The organism is Synechococcus sp. BS55D (assembly GCF_004332415.1).
Taxonomy (GTDB): Bacteria; Cyanobacteriota; Cyanobacteriia; order PCC-6307; family Cyanobiaceae; genus Synechococcus_C.
Genome location: NZ_PHQT01000001.1, coordinates 378,446 through 394,634 on the forward strand (window position 1 = coordinate 378,446; position 16,189 = coordinate 394,634).

A 16,189-nucleotide genomic window follows, 5' to 3' on the forward strand; every position below is an offset into this window, starting at 1 on the left:
CCCAACAGCTTTCCCCTATCCCAACAGCCCATCGCGGAAGGCATCGCCGGGCTGGGCACCGCGCTTGAGCGCCGCTTCCACATCCAGGAGCCGGCCCAGCAGCTTCAGGCAGCGGGTGGGGGGCCGGCCTTTGAGTTGCTTTCGCATCACATAGATGCGCTTGGGGTTGCCGATGCCAGCGGCCTTGGCGATCACGTTGGCGTCCCGTTCGCCCTGTTGCTCCAGCAGGCTCACCCAGAGCCAGCCGCGGATCTGCCCGGTAAGGGTGGCGACGATGCGCACCGCCGGTTCGCCCGCTTCGATCAGGCCATCGAGGCGGCTGATCGCATCGCCCACGTTGCCCTCCAGCAGCGCATCCCCCACCTGCAGGGCATTGCTGGCCTGGCCCTCGATCAGGCTGCTCACCGCGGCGGCGGCGATCGCTTTGACGCCGCTGCTCTCGGCATGGAGGGCAAGTTTTTGCAGTTCCATGCTCAACCGGGCGCTGTCGCTGCCGATCGCATCGATCAGGGCGTCCACGGCTGCCGGTTCGAGCTGGAGGTCAAGTTCAGCGGCGGTGCGCTCCACCAGCTGCCGCTGGCCAGCCCCATCCCACACCGCTGGCAGTTGGAAGCTCCGTTCGCTGGCGCCGCCCGCTTTCACCAGTTTCTGCAGGGCCTTGGTCGTGCGCAGCCGCCCGTCGGGTTTGGACGGGTTGCAGAGCAGCAGATGGCAGTTCTCAGGAATCAGTTCCAGGCCAGCTTCGAAGCGATCGGCCAGTTCGCTCGGGCAGGCATTGCAGAAGGGAGAGCGCTGCAGCAGCACCAGGCGGCCACCGCCCCCGAAGGGAGGGGTGCGCGCTTCTTCCAGGGCCTGCTGGGCCTGACCGGCTTCGGCGCCATCGAGGCGGCTCAGATTGATGCTGCTCCAGCTCGGGTCCACCACCTGCTCGATCAGACCGTTCACCGCCCGCTCGAGGGCGGCGCTGTCATCACCCCAGAGCAGGTGGATCGGCATGGAGGCACCCGCAGGGTTGCTGTGGGTCGATGATGCCGCAAGTGAGCGCGACTGCCCTGGCCAGCGACCATCCGATCTTCACGGAAAGCATCCGGCGCATCCGAGTGCTGCTGGGGGAGACCGGGCTTGACCCGTTGCAACAGCAGGTGCTGGAACGCCTGGTGCACAGCAGCGGTGATCCGGATCTGGCGCCCCTGTTGCGGTTCAGTGCGCAGGCCTGTGAACGGGGTCTGGCGGCGCTTAAGGGCGGAGCTGTGATCCTCACGGATACGGCGATGGCCAGCGCGGCGGTCTCGCCGATGGCCTCGCGCACCCTGGGGAACCCGGTGCGTTGTCTGCTCGATTGGGCCCCGGAGCACTCACCCCAGGGATCAACCCGTTCAGCGGCGGCGATGCAGAGCGCCTGGCCGGAGCTCACCCAGGCAGCTGCAGCCGCTGGTCAGCCCATGCCCATCGTTGTAGTGGGCAGTGCACCCACGGCTTTGGAGCAGCTGCTCGATCAAGTCGAGGCGGGTGCACCAACGCCGAGTTTGCTGATCGGCATGCCGGTGGGGTTTGTGGGGGTGGCCGAAAGCAAGCGGCGACTAGCGGCCAGTGGTCTGGATCAGATTCGCCTCGAGGGCAGCCGTGGTGGCGCGGGCCTGGTGGGGGCGGCGGTGAATGCGCTGCTCAGGGCGGCACGCTCAGATCTGCCGTAGGGGAATCGGTCTTTTTGCGCCTTTGGCTCCACCACAAGCTGTAACGCTTCGTCTGTGCGCTTGCCCGCCTGCTACCGGCCCCGTGTGAGAATCGCCCCACCGACCCGGCGTCGACCCTCCCATGCAGATCCTGAACACCCTCACCGTGCTGGCCCTGGTGGTGATGTCTTTCGCGCTGATCGTGGGCGTGCCGGTGCTTTACGCCTCCAGCGAAGACAGCGGCCGCTCCAACCGCCTGATCCTGCTGGGCAGCATCGTGTGGGTGGCGCTGGTGCTGGTGAACTGGGGAATGAGCTTCTTCGTGGTGTGATGCCACGATGGGAGTTCTGACTCCCAGCGGCGATGGCCACCTTTGAAGGACGTTTCACGGATGCGCAAGGCCTGCGCATCGCCGTGGTGGTGGCTCGTTTCAACGATCTGGTGACCGGCAAGCTGCTGAGTGGATGTCTGGATTGCCTTGGCCGCCATGGGGTGGATACCTCCGCTGAGAGCAATCAGCTCGATGTGGCCTGGGTGCCGGGGTCGTTTGAGCTGCCCGTGGTGGCGCAATCGTTGGCGCGCAGCGGTCGCTACCAGGTGCTGATCACCCTCGGTGCTGTGATCCGCGGCGACACGCCCCATTTCGATGTGGTGGTCGCAGAAGCGAGCAAGGGCATCGCCAGCGTGGCGCGTGACACCGGCGTGCCGGTGATCTTCGGGGTGCTCACCACCGACACGATGCAACAGGCTCTGGAGCGGGCCGGCATCAAGAGCAATCTTGGTTGGAGCTATGGCTTGCAGGCCTTGGAGATGGGGAGCTTGATGAAGGCGTTGCCGACTGGGGGGTGATAGGAGGCCTTTGCAAAGTCCGCGCAAAAAAGCCGAGGATCTGCGCCCAACGCCCCAACTCAAACGCTTGACCGTGGCCGAACTGGTGCCGCAACTGAGTTGAACAGTTAGAGCCTACGAACCGCCTGGGCGCCATCCGCCTGAAGCTACGACCGATGAGCGCGGGGCGACGGCCCGGAGCCATGCACCCCATACGCCCACTGTCCTCAATGTGGAGCCCGATGCCGCGGAAGTGCTGCGCTGTGAGCTTGATCAGGCCGCCCGTGAGGGGCTCAGCGCTGCAGCGGATTGATCACCTGCAGCCCATGGATGTGGCGGCCATGGCCGAAGTCTTCGCTGAAGAGCACGTCACAGCCGCTGCGAATAGCCGCTTCAGCGATCAGGGCATCAAACCAGCTGAGTTGCTCCTGGTTGGCCAGTTGATCAGCGTCGAGCACGAGATGCAGGTCAGTACTGATCACCTCAAAGCCGCTGAGAGCGTCTAGCAAGGCACTGACCTGCGCCGGAGGAAGGGATGGTTGCAGTTTGCGGCAAACCACGGAGCGCAGTTCAATCAGCACCTGAGTGCTGATCACCACATCGTGTTCGGCAACGGTTTCTGAAAGCCACTGCTGAACCTGGAGACGCTTGCTGGGTTCGCGTTGGTCGAGCCGGTAGGCCCAGAGATTGGTGTCGATGAACACGCGCATCAGCGGCGTTCGTGCAGCGAGGCCCGCGACCAAGGCGCCTGGCTGGCGCTGTTGGTCTCAGACGCAATGGCTTCAAAAGCATTGAGGGCGACTAGTCGCCGGCTTCGGCTGTCGACGTACTGACTGAGGTAACTGCGGATCAGGGCATTAACGGATGTTTTTTCGCGCAGGGCCCGTTCACGGGCTCGCTGCAGCAGCTGATCGTCAATCGCGAGGGTGAGATTCGCCATGAACCAAACCTACACGGATTCCGTGCTCCACGCACCCTGCACGATCACGGCGCAAACGAGCCGGTGCGTGGCCAGAGGGGAGCGACCGCGCAGCCGTTGGGTTCAGTTGCGGCTGCCTAGCTCCCGTTGCAGGCTCTCCCAGTCTTCCTGCAGCTCACCGCGCTGCACCAAGCGCGAGAACACGGCGTAGCAATCGTTGCGGTCGCCGTCCTTACGGGGGAAGCCCATTGTGCGCCTGGCGCTCACGGATCTCTACAGGGCTCGCTGGAGCGATCAGATTCATGGGGCACCCCCGCCGCCATCACCTCAAAGAAGCGGTGGCCAGGGCGGTGGCTGAGCGGCACGTTGAGCACCTACGCATGCTGCGCGTAGAGCGCCACAGATTCTCGCAACTGGTGGTGGTGGCATGCCGCAGCGCCACCCGGCCGCAAGGGAGTGTCGTGGATAGGCGGGGCTGGGCCTTTCGGCGCCACCAGGCGCTGCAGCCCGAACAAGTGGCCCGGGCCGACGACCATCCCAAGCGCACGGCACGCAAGGGGTTGTGCGCGACCCGAACCCCGAGACGTCACGGTCTCAAACCCACAGCCCTCTCGAGCGCCTGGTCTTCGAGCAGGGCCCGCACTTCTGAACTGCTGAGTTTGCTCAGGACTTGCTCGAGCTGCTCTCGGTTGGCAGCGGATGGCCGGGCGAGGTAGGCGAGCTGGGCTTGCCGTGCTTCAGCCTCAACTCGAGCGCGTCGAAATCGCGCAGCTTCTTGTCGAGCTCCGCGTTCTCGGCTCTCAACAACTTCATTCTCTGTTCGTAGCCGGGATCGCGACGCCAGTTGAGCATCGATAACCACAACCGCCAGCGAGGCAATGATGAAGCAGACGCCTCGTTGCTGGTTGAGGGAGAGAACTTTGCCGAAGAGGTTGATGTGGTCATAGGAGCTGTAGAGAGCAATGAGGCCGATCACAAGGCCGCCGATCAGCTGGACGCCGCCCTGGGGATCAAAACCAAGGAACCTGGGACTGCACTTCTGTTTGGATTCTGGCGCAACCTCAGCGTCCTGGTCGACACCAGGGGCGACATGCACCGTTTCGGCATCACCGTCGCTCACAGCGCCGACCGCCCGGAATCAATCACTCTTGGTACACGTGTTCGCCCTGCGGTCGGCGGGCCGCGGCGCTACGGAAATGGCCGGCAGACGGCTTGCGATCAGGATCGCTTCAGCAGCTGGTCGTATTGGGCGTGGGTGCCGATCCACACCCACAGCAATACGTCTGGTGACGCCTCGACGGCCAGCGCACGGTGCCGGAGGCCGGCGCGAACGGACCAGAACCGCCCGATGCGTTTGCGATGGAGTGAGGGATGACGCGGGTCAGCCTTGAGCTGCTCATAAGCCCGATCCGCCAGAGCCTGAACATCCGCTGGCAGCTCTTGATAGCAGGCCCAGAAACGGGGACTGGCGCGATGCTTCACCGATCAGTGCAGCACCCAGCAGCTAGATCTCCAAGAGCCTCTTCGGCCAGCCAGTCCAGACGACCAGATTCCACGTCGCACTCCATCTGGCGGTCCCAGTCACTGGCATCGAAGGCCTCGAACCAAGCACGGAACTGGGCCCGCTGCTCAGGGGCCAGCTGCTCGACTGCGGCCTCGATGGCTTGAACAGTGGTCATCTCACAAGACTAAGGCGCTTCGCTGGAAACAGATTGCCCCTCGCCAACATGAGCGCCATGGGAGCCTGCATGAACCGGTGCGGGGCGCTGCCGCAAAGGAGCATTGAAGATGGAGGCAAGCGCTCGGCCGGAAGGGGTTACGCGCCACTCGAACCCCGCAACGTCACAACCTCAATCCCACAGCTCATTGAGATGCCGTAACCCAGGAGGTAATACCCCATGGCGGTGCGTATGATTCGTGCAGGCAACGGCGCTGCTCATGGCCCTTCTCACCGTGAAGCTCACCCCTGAGCTTGAGGCCCAGCTCCAAGGCCGCGCGTGCCAGGAGGAGCTGAGCAAATCAGAGCTCGTCCGTCGTGCCCTGTGGGCCTATCTCGCGCACCAGCCCTGCCCTGCGCCCAATCAGCGCCTGTCGGCGCTGGATCAGGTTGCCGATCTGGCGGGCATCTGCACCGGCGCACCAGCTGACCTGGCCTCCAATCCTGAGCATCTGGCTGGTTTCGGGGAGCGCTGATGCCCACTGTTCTGCTCGATACAGGGCCTTGGGTGGCTCTGCTCAGTGCCAACGACACCCATCACGCCTGGGCCAAACAGCAATTCGCGAGTCATCCGGGCCCTTTCATCACCTGTGAAGCCGTGGTGGCAGAAGCCTGTTTTTTGCTGGCCCGCTCTGGCTTTGATCCTGCGCTGCCTCTGGTGTTTATCGAACGTGGTGTGGTGCAGCTGCCGTTTTCGTTGCAGGAGCACATCAGCACGGTGCAACAGCTGTTCAGGCGCTACAACAACGTGCCTGCATCCCTGGCAGACGCATCGTTGATCAGGCTCAGCGAACTGATCGACCCCTGTCAGCTGTTGACCCTCGACAGCGACTTCACCGTGTACCGCCGCCACGGCCGCAGGCTGATTCCCCTGATCTGCCCGTAGAGCTGCTCCGCCGGCAGGGCTCGATACGAGTCCTCAGGACTCTGGCTGCGTTCAGTCGGGACCGGTTGAGCTCGGAGGGCTCGAGCTGGACTCGGGCAGTGAGCAAAGCTGCGCCGCGGAGGAGAGCAATTCCCTGCCTTTGGCGTTCAGCTGCCTCAGCTTCCCGTTCTCGAGCCTCAGCTGCTCGGTCTCGATCCTGATCTGCTCGGTTTCGCGCCTCAGCAGCTTCATTCGCTGCTCGTAGCCGGGATCGCGACGCCAGTTGAGCAACTGCTGCGCAGAAGCCTTCGGCTACGACAAAAACAACCGCCAGCGAGGCAATGATGAAGCAGACGCCTCGTTGCCGGTTGAGGGAGATGACTCGGCCAAAGACGTTGAAATGGTCATAGGAGCTGTAGAGAGCAATCAGGCCAACAACAAGGCCGCCGATGAGCTGGAGCCAACCCTGACTGTCGAGGCCAAGGAACCTGCAGCTGCGCTGCTTGGATTCTGGCGCAACCTCAGGGTCCTGGCCGGCACTGGGGTCGACAACACCACTTTCAACATCACCATCGGTCACGGCGCCGGCAACATCGGTTCAACTATTGATAGTACACCTGTTCGCCTCGCCCTCGCGGCGGTCGACGGCGCCACACCACTTCTGGTGTCTGAGCACCCCAATTTCGGGCCTTTTGCGTAAGGCATTCCAAAGGAACGACCAGCGGCCCGCGCCACCCCCCTACGGCGCCAACGCCGCCTTGAGCAGGTCCTTGAGCTCCCAGTACGGCGGCGGCGCCACGGGGATGGCCTGCAGGCGCTCGGGCTCGGCCAGGAGCTGCAGCACCAGCTCTTCGAGCTGCTCGAGGCTGCTGGCCCAGAACACATCTGGCCGCTCGGCCAGGTGGCGGTGTTCGCCCACCAGCCCCGGATCGCCAAACACCACCTGGGGAACACCGGCCGCCATCACCTCAAAGAAGCGGTGGTTGAGGTCGTGGTTGAGCGGCACGTTGAGCACCAGCGCATGCTGCGCATAAAGCGCCGCAGCCTCCTCGGGGCTGCTGGTGGTGGCATGCCGCAGCGGCACCCGGCCGCGGGCCTGCAGGGCCGTTACCAGCTCCCGCCGCCGCGGGTGGTGCGGCCCCAGGCTGCCCACATGCAGCAGCTCGCGCCGGGGCTGGGCCGCCGGCACCGCCGCCGGATAGCGAAAGAAGCTCGGTGGCAGCGATCGCACCGGCACCCGCAGCCGCTGGCGCACCTGGGCCACCAGCGCCGGGTTAAAGGTGAGCAGCACCGCGTCGTGGGGCTCGGCCTCGAGGTAGGCCGACAGCGTCTCGATGGGGTCAGTGCCGTGGTGAAGGTCACCGCAGGCCAGCAGCCGCGGCCCCTGCCACTGCCGCAGGCCCCACAGGGGCTTGGCGCGCAGCAGAAACGGGTCGCTGTAGTGCAGCAACACCCCGGGCCGCCCGGGATCGATGCCGCCAACGGCCCCCAGGATGCGCGCAACGCTCAGCTCGCCGTGCTGCAAGGCGGCATGAATGGCCGAGCCCACCTGCGTGAGCCCGGGCTGTTGCCACAACGGCTGCAAGGGGCCGCTGTGAACCAGCACGACGGAAGCTTGCATGGGGCCAAGTGCCGCCGCTACAACCTGGATTTTGCTGCATGAGCTGGCAGGAGGCCTTGCCGCATTGCAACGGTGCGAGCGGGATGGACTGGGCCTCTTGTCACCACCAGCCAATAGCGCCCGAACAAACAGTCCGGGCCGCCAACCCTTCCGAATGCTCAACAGCAGAAATGATGCTCCTCTGGAACCCTCATGACTGTGACCTCTGTTGCTCAAGAAACACCTGCTCTGCAAGCAAGGCCATAAATGCTCTACCGCCCTGCGTGCTGCACGAGCTGGGGCTCACCCCAGACCGGCCTTACCGCAAGTGCGCCCGCGTAGTGGGCGATGTGCTCGGCAAGTACCACCCCCACGGCGACCAGGCGGTGTACGACGCCTTGGTGCGCCTGGTGCAGACCTTCGCCAGCCGCAACCCGCTGCTGGATGGCCACGGCAACTTCGGCTCGGTGGACGACGACCCGCCAGCCGCCATGCGTTACACCGAAACGCGACTGGCACCGATCGCCAACGAGGCGATGCTCGATGAAATCGGCGACGACACCGTTGATTTCGCACCCAACTTCGATGGCTCCCAGCAAGAGCCCACGGTGCTGCCGGCGCAGCTGCCGTTCCTGATCCTCAACGGCTGCACCGGCATCGCCGTGGGCATGGCCACCAACATCCCGCCCCACAACCTGGGCGAGGTGGTCGATGCCCTGATCGCCCTGGTGCGCAAACCGGATCTCAGCGACGAGAAACTGCTGGAGCTGGTGCCCGGCCCCGACTTCCCCACCGGAGGTGAGGTGCTGATCGGCAGTGGCGTGCGCGACACCTACCTCTACGGGCGCGGCAGCATCCCGATGCGGGGCGTGGCTCACATCGAAGAAGTGCAGCCCGGCAAGGGGCGCCACAAGCGCGGCGCCGTGGTGATCACCGAGCTGCCCTATCAACTGAGCAAAGCGGGCTGGATCGAGAAGCTGGCCGAACAGGTCAACGAGGGCAAGATCAACGGCATTGCCGACATTCGCGATGAATCGGATCGCGAAGGCATGCGCGTGGTGGTGGAACTGCGCCGCGATGCCAACCCCGAGAAGGTGCTCGCCGATCTGCAACGGCGCACGGCCCTTCAGAGCAACTACGGGGCGATCCTCCTGGCCCTGGTCAACGGCAAACCGATCCAGCTGGGACTGCGCCAGCTGCTGCAGGAATTCCTCGATTACCGCGAGCTCACCCTGATCCGGCGCACCCGGCATGCCCTGAAGCGAGCGGAAGATCGCCTGGAGGTGGTGGAAGGTCTGATCACGGCCCTGAACAGCCTGCAACAGGTGATCGCGATGATCACCGCCGCCCCTGATGCCTCCAGCGCCAAGGCGAGCCTGCAGGTGCACCTCGACCTAAACGAGCGCCAAGCCGATGCAGTGTTGGCAATGCCGCTCAGACGGCTCACGGGTCTGGAGCAAGAAAGCCCGCGCAAGGAAGCCGATGATCTGCGCCAGGAGCGGGCCCGCCTAAGGCACCTGCTGGATGAACGGCCTGCCCTGCTCGACGCGATGGTGGCCGAGTTCAAGGCGCTGAGGAAGCGATTTGCCACGCCAAGGCGCACCCGGCTCGTGGAAGGCGGCGATGAACTAATGGCCGAGCGATCCATAGCCCAGCGCCCCAACACAGAGCTGTTGCGGAAGCGAGCTTTCGAGGGCCTCCCAAGCGACGGTCGCTTGGTGATCCAGGCAGATGGACAAGTGAAGGTGGTGGGGCCCCAACTGCTTGGGCGGCTTCACCTCGATGAGCCAGCGCCCCTGGGCGACAACCCCTCACCTGCCCGTCTGATCCTGCCGATCAGCAGCCGTCCTGCTCTTTTGGCCTTCACGGACGCCGGTCGCGTTGCGCTGCTGCGTTGGGAGTTTGCCGGGCAGAACCCGGGGACCCTGGAAAAGTTCCTGCCCGAGGGCATGAGCGGAGAGCGTGTGGTGGAGCTGCTCCCTGTACCAAAAGAAGCAAAAGGGAAGAGCGTTGGCCTGCTCAGCAGTGATGGTCGGTTCAAGCGTCTGCCACTGGGTGAGTTTCAAGACCTCTCAGGGCGGGCGACCTCGGTGCTCAAGCTCAAGGAAGGGGTAAGCCTCAAGCACGTGGTGCTTTGCCAGGAAGGAGAAGACGTCGTGGTGGGCAGCAGCTTGGGTCGGCTACTTCGTATGCAGGTGGAAGAAGGTTGCTTGCCCTTAATGGGCCGCAATGCTCAGGGACCTGTTCTGTTGCGCTTGCTGCCTGGAGAACAGGTAGTAGGTGTTGCCGCCGTAAGTCCGAAAGACTACTTGTGGCTCGCAAACTACTCAGGCATTATCAAAAGATTGGCGGCAGAGAACATCCGACGGTGCAAACGCGGGCACTGTGGGCAGATCGGGTTAAGCACTCGGGGAAAGAATGACCAAATGATTGGCCTGGAGGCAGACAAATACGCCATCATGTCAATAGAGATTAGCGATGGACGCAGTTTGAGGGTGAAACAGTCCAACCCACGAGGAGAAGAAATCGAAGAGATTGATCGAGACATAAATATCGATAAAAGCGAAGGCGTTGTGAGATTGGTGCCGCTGATTACGTGACGGCGAAGGAGGGGAGGGGACATTCCAATGCATTAGTACAGTCAAAAGGGATCAGAACCGTGCAGTTATCAGGTAGAAGCAAAGAGACATAAGAGAAGTGCGAGGATCGATTGAGCGATCCAGTCAAGAGAGGGGGGATGACGCCAAAAGTCAGCAGCTCCGTTCTAAAGCTGAAATAGCTAAGATTATGATAGTCAAAAGAAGAGGGATGACGTTTTGTTGAAGGGTGATAACGCTAGTCAAGAATTACTAGGGCTACAAATGATGTACACTTACAAAGCACAGAAGTGTTAAATAATGGCCAGCAACAGGCTCCAATGGAGGTAGAGAAGAAAAACATACAGAGCAGAGAGTAGCCAGGATGCCAGGGAAAGAGAGAGGAAAGAAAAAAGGGAAAATGGTGTGGGACTTACAAGGAGCGAAGAACCAAGGAGTTTATCTATTTGGAGCAGAACGTTAACGAAAAGGTACTACAAAGAGATGACATGGTCACGGCTTGGCCGGCATGGCAAATAGTAGTGGATTATGGGACAGTATGGCACTCTAGGACAGAAAAGAAAGAGGGTAACGCACACTCAGCTAGGTTCAGGGATTAACAATAGACTCGTGATTAGATAAAGGGTCCCGAAGAGATCGAAATCGATAAGGTACGAGGACAGTGACGGCAAGGGTTCGTTGAGCGATACAAGGGTGTACGAAAGAAAACCAGACCTAATTCACGCATAGAGATAGAAAGACTGGATGACTCTTACAAACCCGCGAGGTATCGTCACAAACATACTTATGATTTGGAGGTAGGGAGTTTATGGTACGGAGATAGTGCTGAATTCGCTAGGTCTCAGAGTCGAGACCAAAGGTTCTTGACACAGGATCGTTAAAGAAAGGCTACAAGGAGTTGAGAGGGGGAGAGCATTGGAAAGCTGGGGAGTAGTTTATTTAAAGATAACTCGACGGGAAACGAATGGTACTGAAAGAGATGATAGAGCTAGAGATAGATTATCTCGCAACAAGAGAATATCAATGCATATAAGAGATAAGGGGTCTGCATGGATCAGAGTGATTAAGCTAGATGCGATAGAGGAAAGAAGAGTAAGACCGTCGCTTGCTCAGGGATTCAACACGGATATGCAGAATATGTTAGATTAGGCAAGAAGCTACTATTTCCTATTTAAGGACGCTATGGCGAAGACGTTAAAGCACATAAAGGAAGCCTCTATTGAGATTAATGGTGCTTGTAACTATTCCTGCCCGTCATGCCCGCAGTCTGCTGGAAGAGAGATTGACTTTAAAAAGAGCCTGCCACTTGATCTATATCAAAAGATTCTGAATGATCTCAAGAGTCACGGATGCACCTCGATCAGCCTGCAAGGTTCTGGTGAGCCATTTCTGCAGCGAAACGTAGGAGAGTACATTGAACGCGCAACAGCTTTAGGCATTGATACTCATATAATCACTAATGGGTCTATGCTTGACGAAAGCATAGCCGAGGATTGCGTTAGAGCAGGTCTTAATTCCATCAGGTTCTCAATACTGGGCTTTGATGCTGATACTTATAGAGTCAATATGGGTACTAGTTTTGATATAGAGCAGACCCTAGCAAATATCGAACGCTTCATAGTTATAAGCAAGGGTTTAAAGTCTGAATGCCGAGTGTCGCTATATCACCTGATAATTCCAAGCGAACTGAGCATAAGTGAGCAAGTTCAGAGGTACAAGGAATTGTCAGCTTCACTTGACGTGGAAATTGAAATATGGCACTCGCACAATTGGGCAGGTCGAAATCCCAGTAGTACCACGATTGATCGGTCATATGGTGTTCGCCGCTCGTGTGGTCGACCTCAGGCAGAGTACTTAACAGTTAGAGCGGGAGGATCGAAGGGATTTAGGGCAGCGGTGGTTCCGTGCTGCTTTGTTTTAGGCAGGGACAGTGAGGCAGAACTGGGTAATCTGGAAATGAACACGATACAGGAAGTTCTGGATTCAACACTGTACCAAGAGCTACTCGAAGCACACAGAAAGAATGAATACGCGGGGGTAGCATACTGCGAAGGATGCGATCAGCTATACGAAACAAAAGAAGCGCTTGTATGGTCGAACTCACCAACTCGCGTACAAGGTCTTTCTCACACCGCTAGCAGGGAGAAGCCAGTCAGATTTATTGAGTCATAAGACGCTTGTCGCTAAAGGTAGAAGCTCGACTGCACCATGTAAAGAGTGTCTGCGTTGGCCTAGTTTCTCGCCAGCACCAAGAAGGTTATGTGTTCTAAAGTCGGCATCAGTCACAAGAGTGACTGATGCCCCAATCATCCGGCATTTATCTACGGAAGATCCATCTTGTAGAAAGTAGCAGTCGTCCAGCGATGTAACACAGTCTTCTATACTACCGGAAAGTGAAGAGTCATCTACGCGCGCCAAGAGTGTCCGATCGGAAGTGGTCAGGTCCTTCGCAAAAAGTCTTGCAAGAGTGGTCAGTCGTGGCTCTATAGGTTCGGAATGCTTATTCTTAATATAGAAAGTAGCATGAGGGTCGCGAAGGGAAAGGCATTCTAACAATGCAATAATAGTTTTAAGGTAATAGAAAGGTGTCCATCCAAATTTGCCACGCGGCTCTGGACAAACAGAGCCAAAGATAATCTTCCTACTGGTGCGACTGATATCAAGGTTAGGCTTGAACGTGTTAAATAAACGCTGCATACCTGCGAATGCTATGGTTCCATTAGCTGTAGCAGTGGAAGCTTGTGTAGGTGGTGGAACTAACGTATGAAGGGTTCCATGAGCGAGCCATGTTTCAGAGAAGTTAGTAAACATATGTGGAATTGTATGTACTTCTCTCGCCTCCATGAGATAAGGAATAATAGTGCAGGAAAGCGATGTATAGGGGTGGTCAGGTGCAACGAATAGGTTGCATTCATAGCTTCCTAGCTTGTTTGCAAGCTCAGCGGACAAGGCTAAGGTTGTGTCTTGAATAATCTGCGTCCACTGCAACCTGAGGGTTTCAAGCTTGGATCGAAGTGTGGCGATAGGGTTGTAGTCTTGAGACGAAATAATATCCTGAAGAAGCCTATATGTGCCAAGATGAAGGTCTCTGCTGCCTTCATGCTTAAGGCAGCAAGACATTGTCTTGGCACTGGAAATCACTAGTGGATCTGAGAGGTTTTGAAGGTTGCCCCAAGGAGGCAATTTATCAATGTAGACAATTTTGGCATCATTAGCGAGTTCTGAATATTGATGTAACTCAGTGACCGAGGATACGACCATGACAGAAGAAGGTAGACGCTTATTACTAATTGAGGTGGCTACATCTTGACATGCCATGTCAAGGTGCCGCGCTTCGAGACTAAGCGATTCCAGATAGTCATTCTCAGAGGTAAAAAGACATGCCTGCTCGGTAAGGCTGTTATAACTGTCGACAAAGAGATTAATACATCTATCAATCTCAGGGCCTCGGATCGGGGTCCATGTGATTCCAGTGGATTTCAAGCCACGAAGAAGTGTGGCCAAAATGACTTGTTTTTGTATGGAGAGCTTGAAACAGACAGCGATGTACCTGTCTAGAGTTGAACCAGTAGTGGGCCACAATAGTTCAAGCTCGTGGACCGTAGCGTTGAGGAGAGCTTTATCAATATACCTTCCGAAGTCGTCTATGATTGGGGGACTCTCAGTTGTAAGCAGGGTCTTCCAGTAAGAATGGTCAAGAGGGATTAGGTGAGACTGTGAGGTATAGAGGTGGGTGAACTGCTTAAACATGTCAACGAAGGAACGCTTGATTGAACCAACATACTACATATGAGGTATGAAACTGCGGGAAGTGATAAAAGGTCTAGTAGGCAAGATGGAATCAAGGCTAGGTGGTGGAAAGCAGTAGTTAACGAGAACTTGGTTGAATCCCGATAAGAAGGTGGAAGCGAAATAGGAAGCGAGAAGACACGTAAGATAATAGTGGATGTAAGTGTAAGTGAGAGGGTGCGAGAAGCTGGAAAAGAGAGTGGTAGGAAAATGAGAATTGGAAGCGCTAGGTACCAAGATGAATACAAGAGCTGAAGTTGGATGTATAAAGAGAGCATGACTAATGCGAGCAAAGAAGCAAGACATGCTAGACTTTGTGAAGGTTTCACTGGCGATCAAGGGTGACTCTTAGACTATATGTTCTTCACTACAAAAAGAATTACTCACGGAAAGCTTATCTTCGGGAAAATAAGCCGGAAAGCTACGACTATACCTTCATTGAAAAGGGGGACAAGGGTGAGTTTGCTCAAGACAGGTACTATAAGTATGAAAGGTCCAGAAACATAGAAGCTATCCGCAAGATTTATAGTGTTCTATCGTGCAACATAAGATTAGCACGTGGAGAGGTTATTGAGAGATGGCCTTACCGTGAAGGAAGAGGTAGTGATCTAAATATGGAAAGGATGACACCAGGAGTGATAAGCTTAACGAACTTGTCTCTTAACATTAAGCACAGGTATGCGTGGGCAGAGCTTCTGCGTTCAGGCGAAGATTATGCGATTATAGTGGAAGATGATATAGTCTTTACTGAAGAAACAGTAGAGGCGCTGAGCACTATTATTACATCGGAAGCCTATAGTCAGTATGATTATATCGATATTGCTGGCGGTGCTGGGCTTTCTGTCAATGGGTCAAAGATATTTAGGCAAGACCCTGGAGTTCCGAATCTGTTTGAGGTGGAGACGCGTTCAACAAGAACAACATGTGGCTATATTATGAATAAGAGGTTAGCGGCGCAACTGCTTCTGACTACAGTTCCAATCATATTTCCGATTGACTTCCAATTAACATATCTATTCTCAATCATCAAGCCAAGAGTAGCATGGTGTCATAGTCCTCCATTTGTGCACGGCAGCGAGGCGGGTTTTTACACATCGACAAATGAACGTTAGTGATGGCAATGAACTTTGGACGTCAATGGTTTCATGCAGACTCACAGGTTGGCCTGACTGATACAGCACTAGAGTTTGAAGGTCTTGTTATCAGGGGAGATTTCTTAAAGGGCATTCAGACTTGTCAGTCGCAACTAAGAACTTACTATTGGCAGCGAAGATACAAACAACTTAAGCGAGTACTAGAGAATAAGGTGAATGGTAGAACGGATCGGTTAGTGTACTTTGAAGGGATGTGGCCTGACTTCGATGACAAAGATAACCAGATTCTAGATTTAATAAAGAGAGCCTTACCTTGGTACAATATAAGTTCGACAAGGAGAGCTGATGAGGCGGATATATCCGTGTATTCCTGCTACCAAGGATCATGGGATATGTCAAAGACAGAGAAATCTTTAAGGATACTGTTTCTGGCGGAGAACGTAAGGCCTTCGTTTAGCGACTTTGATGTTTCGCTGACAAATGATCCATATCCGTATGGAGGCAGGAATGTCTATATGCCAGTGTGGAGTCTAGAAGTAGATTGGTTTAAGAGAGGGAGACCTTATCAAGACAGAGAGGTCTATGCACAAGAGCTAGTAACGAGTGAAATGAGAGCTGAGAGTCTAAGTAATTGGGCAGGACGGTACAAGAAAGCCGTTTATATAGGAAACAATGCGGAACCGCTGCGAATGAGTGTTATTCATGAACTAAGAGCACACGGGATTGAGGTTGATTGTTTTGGATCACAATCAAGGCCAGTCGTCGATAAGATCGGGTTACTAAGAAGGTATAGAGTAAATATCTGTTTTGAAAACTCGATAACATATGGTTATGTCACAGAAAAGCCCGTACATGCCTACCTTGCGGGTTGCTTGGGAATATACAATTCGAATGCACACGAAACACACCTGATTACAAATGAAGCAACAGGTTTTATCAATATGCAACAATATGAACTTAGTATTGAGAGATTGGTTTTGAAGACGAGAACGTTAATGGAGGCGACGGTTCCACCAACCAGAGCTCCGCTAATTAGCTCAGAAGTGGCAGACCGGTTTATAGATGGGCTAATAGTTGGCCTGAGAGAAAGGATTCAGTGGATATAAG

The 16,189-nt window shown here is 56.6% G+C and carries 19 protein-coding genes; 11 read left to right on the forward strand and 8 right to left on the reverse strand.

The window, feature by feature from the left end; genetic code table 11:
• Nucleotides 1–15 precede the first annotated feature (15 nt).
• A complete protein-coding gene (gene holA, locus CWE16_RS01860; protein ID WP_131592475.1) occupies nucleotides 16–996 on the reverse strand; it encodes a DNA polymerase III subunit delta in 981 nt (326 codons plus the stop codon).
• A gap of 41 nt (nucleotides 997–1,037) precedes the next feature.
• On the opposite strand from holA, the gene CWE16_RS01865 reads away from it, so the two are divergent.
• The 3 genes from CWE16_RS01865 to ribH all read left to right on the forward strand — a co-directional run bounded on the left by CWE16_RS01865 (nucleotide 1,038) and on the right by ribH (nucleotide 2,522).
• A complete protein-coding gene (locus tag CWE16_RS01865; protein ID WP_443081594.1) occupies nucleotides 1,038–1,694 on the forward strand; it encodes a precorrin-8X methylmutase in 657 nt (218 codons plus the stop codon).
• 121 nt (nucleotides 1,695–1,815) lie between these two features.
• Nucleotides 1,816–2,004 (forward strand): photosystem II reaction center protein PsbZ, encoded by a 189-nt coding sequence (gene psbZ, locus CWE16_RS01870; protein WP_131455170.1) that lies wholly within the window; start codon nucleotides 1,816–1,818, stop codon nucleotides 2,002–2,004.
• A gap of 32 nt (nucleotides 2,005–2,036) precedes the next feature.
• The gene (gene ribH / locus CWE16_RS01875; RefSeq protein WP_131592477.1) at nucleotides 2,037–2,522 is read left to right on the forward strand and encodes a 6,7-dimethyl-8-ribityllumazine synthase; all 486 of its coding nucleotides are present in this window, start codon (nucleotides 2,037–2,039) and stop codon (nucleotides 2,520–2,522) included.
• A gap of 272 nt (nucleotides 2,523–2,794) precedes the next feature.
• On the opposite strand, the gene CWE16_RS01880 is transcribed toward ribH, so the two are convergent.
• The 4 genes from CWE16_RS01880 to CWE16_RS11985 all read right to left on the reverse strand — a co-directional run bounded on the left by CWE16_RS01880 (nucleotide 2,795) and on the right by CWE16_RS11985 (nucleotide 4,272).
• Nucleotides 2,795–3,211 (reverse strand): PIN domain-containing protein, encoded by a 417-nt coding sequence (locus tag CWE16_RS01880; RefSeq protein WP_131592478.1) that lies wholly within the window; start codon nucleotides 3,209–3,211, stop codon nucleotides 2,795–2,797.
• Nucleotides 3,211–3,441, reverse strand: a complete 231-nt coding sequence (locus CWE16_RS01885) for a DUF6364 family protein (protein ID WP_131592479.1) — start codon at nucleotides 3,439–3,441, stop codon at nucleotides 3,211–3,213. The genes CWE16_RS01880 and CWE16_RS01885 overlap by 1 nt, the downstream gene beginning before the upstream one ends.
• Nucleotides 3,442–3,543: 102 nt before the next feature.
• On the reverse strand, nucleotides 3,544–3,687 hold the full coding sequence (locus CWE16_RS01890) for a hypothetical protein (RefSeq protein WP_201737942.1): 144 nt from the start codon (nucleotides 3,685–3,687) through the stop codon (nucleotides 3,544–3,546).
• A gap of 396 nt (nucleotides 3,688–4,083) precedes the next feature.
• Complete coding sequence (locus CWE16_RS11985; protein WP_161567555.1) at nucleotides 4,084–4,272, reverse strand: hypothetical protein; 189 nt, start codon at nucleotides 4,270–4,272, stop codon at nucleotides 4,084–4,086.
• Here CWE16_RS11985 and CWE16_RS11990 point away from each other — a divergent pair.
• Nucleotides 4,265–4,795, forward strand: coding sequence for a hypothetical protein (locus CWE16_RS11990; protein ID WP_161567556.1), 531 nt, complete (start codon nucleotides 4,265–4,267; stop codon nucleotides 4,793–4,795). The two genes, CWE16_RS11985 and CWE16_RS11990, sit on opposite strands and share 8 nt — an antisense overlap.
• A 103-nt stretch (nucleotides 4,796–4,898) precedes the next feature.
• On the opposite strand, the gene CWE16_RS01905 is transcribed toward CWE16_RS11990, so the two are convergent.
• Nucleotides 4,899–5,099 (reverse strand): hypothetical protein, encoded by a 201-nt coding sequence (locus CWE16_RS01905; RefSeq protein ID WP_131592482.1) that lies wholly within the window; start codon nucleotides 5,097–5,099, stop codon nucleotides 4,899–4,901.
• 259 nt (nucleotides 5,100–5,358) lie between these two features.
• Here CWE16_RS01905 and CWE16_RS01910 point away from each other — a divergent pair, with 259 nt between their 5' ends.
• From CWE16_RS01910 to CWE16_RS01920, 3 genes are all read left to right on the forward strand, one after another.
• On the forward strand, nucleotides 5,359–5,613 hold the full coding sequence (locus CWE16_RS01910; protein ID WP_131592483.1) for a CopG family transcriptional regulator: 255 nt from the start codon (nucleotides 5,359–5,361) through the stop codon (nucleotides 5,611–5,613).
• Entirely contained in the window at nucleotides 5,613–6,023 is a 411-nt protein-coding gene (locus CWE16_RS01915; RefSeq protein ID WP_131592484.1) for a type II toxin-antitoxin system VapC family toxin, read from the forward strand. Before CWE16_RS01910 ends, CWE16_RS01915 begins: the two co-directional genes overlap by 1 nt.
• A 262-nt stretch (nucleotides 6,024–6,285) precedes the next feature.
• Complete coding sequence (locus CWE16_RS01920) at nucleotides 6,286–6,702, forward strand: hypothetical protein (protein WP_131592485.1); 417 nt, start codon at nucleotides 6,286–6,288, stop codon at nucleotides 6,700–6,702.
• 39 nt (nucleotides 6,703–6,741) lie between these two features.
• Here CWE16_RS01920 and CWE16_RS01925 read toward each other — a convergent pair whose 3' ends face one another.
• The gene (locus CWE16_RS01925; RefSeq protein WP_236629507.1) at nucleotides 6,742–7,785 is read right to left on the reverse strand and encodes a glycosyltransferase family protein; all 1,044 of its coding nucleotides are present in this window, start codon (nucleotides 7,783–7,785) and stop codon (nucleotides 6,742–6,744) included.
• 101 nt (nucleotides 7,786–7,886) lie between these two features.
• Here CWE16_RS01925 and CWE16_RS01930 point away from each other — a divergent pair, with 101 nt between their 5' ends.
• Complete coding sequence (locus CWE16_RS01930; protein ID WP_236629508.1) at nucleotides 7,887–10,202, forward strand: DNA gyrase/topoisomerase IV subunit A; 2,316 nt, start codon at nucleotides 7,887–7,889, stop codon at nucleotides 10,200–10,202.
• Between the two features lie 1,179 nt (nucleotides 10,203–11,381).
• Nucleotides 11,382–12,371 (forward strand): radical SAM protein, encoded by a 990-nt coding sequence (locus CWE16_RS01935; protein ID WP_131592487.1) that lies wholly within the window; start codon nucleotides 11,382–11,384, stop codon nucleotides 12,369–12,371.
• Here the strand turns inward: CWE16_RS01935 and CWE16_RS01940 are convergent.
• Nucleotides 12,366–13,703 carry a hypothetical protein gene (locus CWE16_RS01940; protein WP_131592488.1) on the reverse strand — a complete coding sequence of 446 codons (1,338 nt, stop codon included), beginning with the start codon at nucleotides 13,701–13,703 and terminating at the stop codon, nucleotides 12,366–12,368. The genes CWE16_RS01935 and CWE16_RS01940 overlap by 6 nt on opposite strands.
• A 626-nt stretch (nucleotides 13,704–14,329) precedes the next feature.
• Here CWE16_RS01940 and CWE16_RS01945 point away from each other — a divergent pair.
• A complete protein-coding gene (locus CWE16_RS01945; protein WP_131592489.1) occupies nucleotides 14,330–15,100 on the forward strand; it encodes a glycosyltransferase family 25 protein in 771 nt (256 codons plus the stop codon).
• Nucleotides 15,101–15,102: 2 nt separating this feature from the next.
• Nucleotides 15,103–16,188, forward strand: a complete 1,086-nt coding sequence (locus CWE16_RS01950) for a glycosyltransferase family 10 domain-containing protein (RefSeq protein ID WP_131592490.1) — start codon at nucleotides 15,103–15,105, stop codon at nucleotides 16,186–16,188.
• Nucleotide 16,189 lies beyond the last annotated feature (1 nt).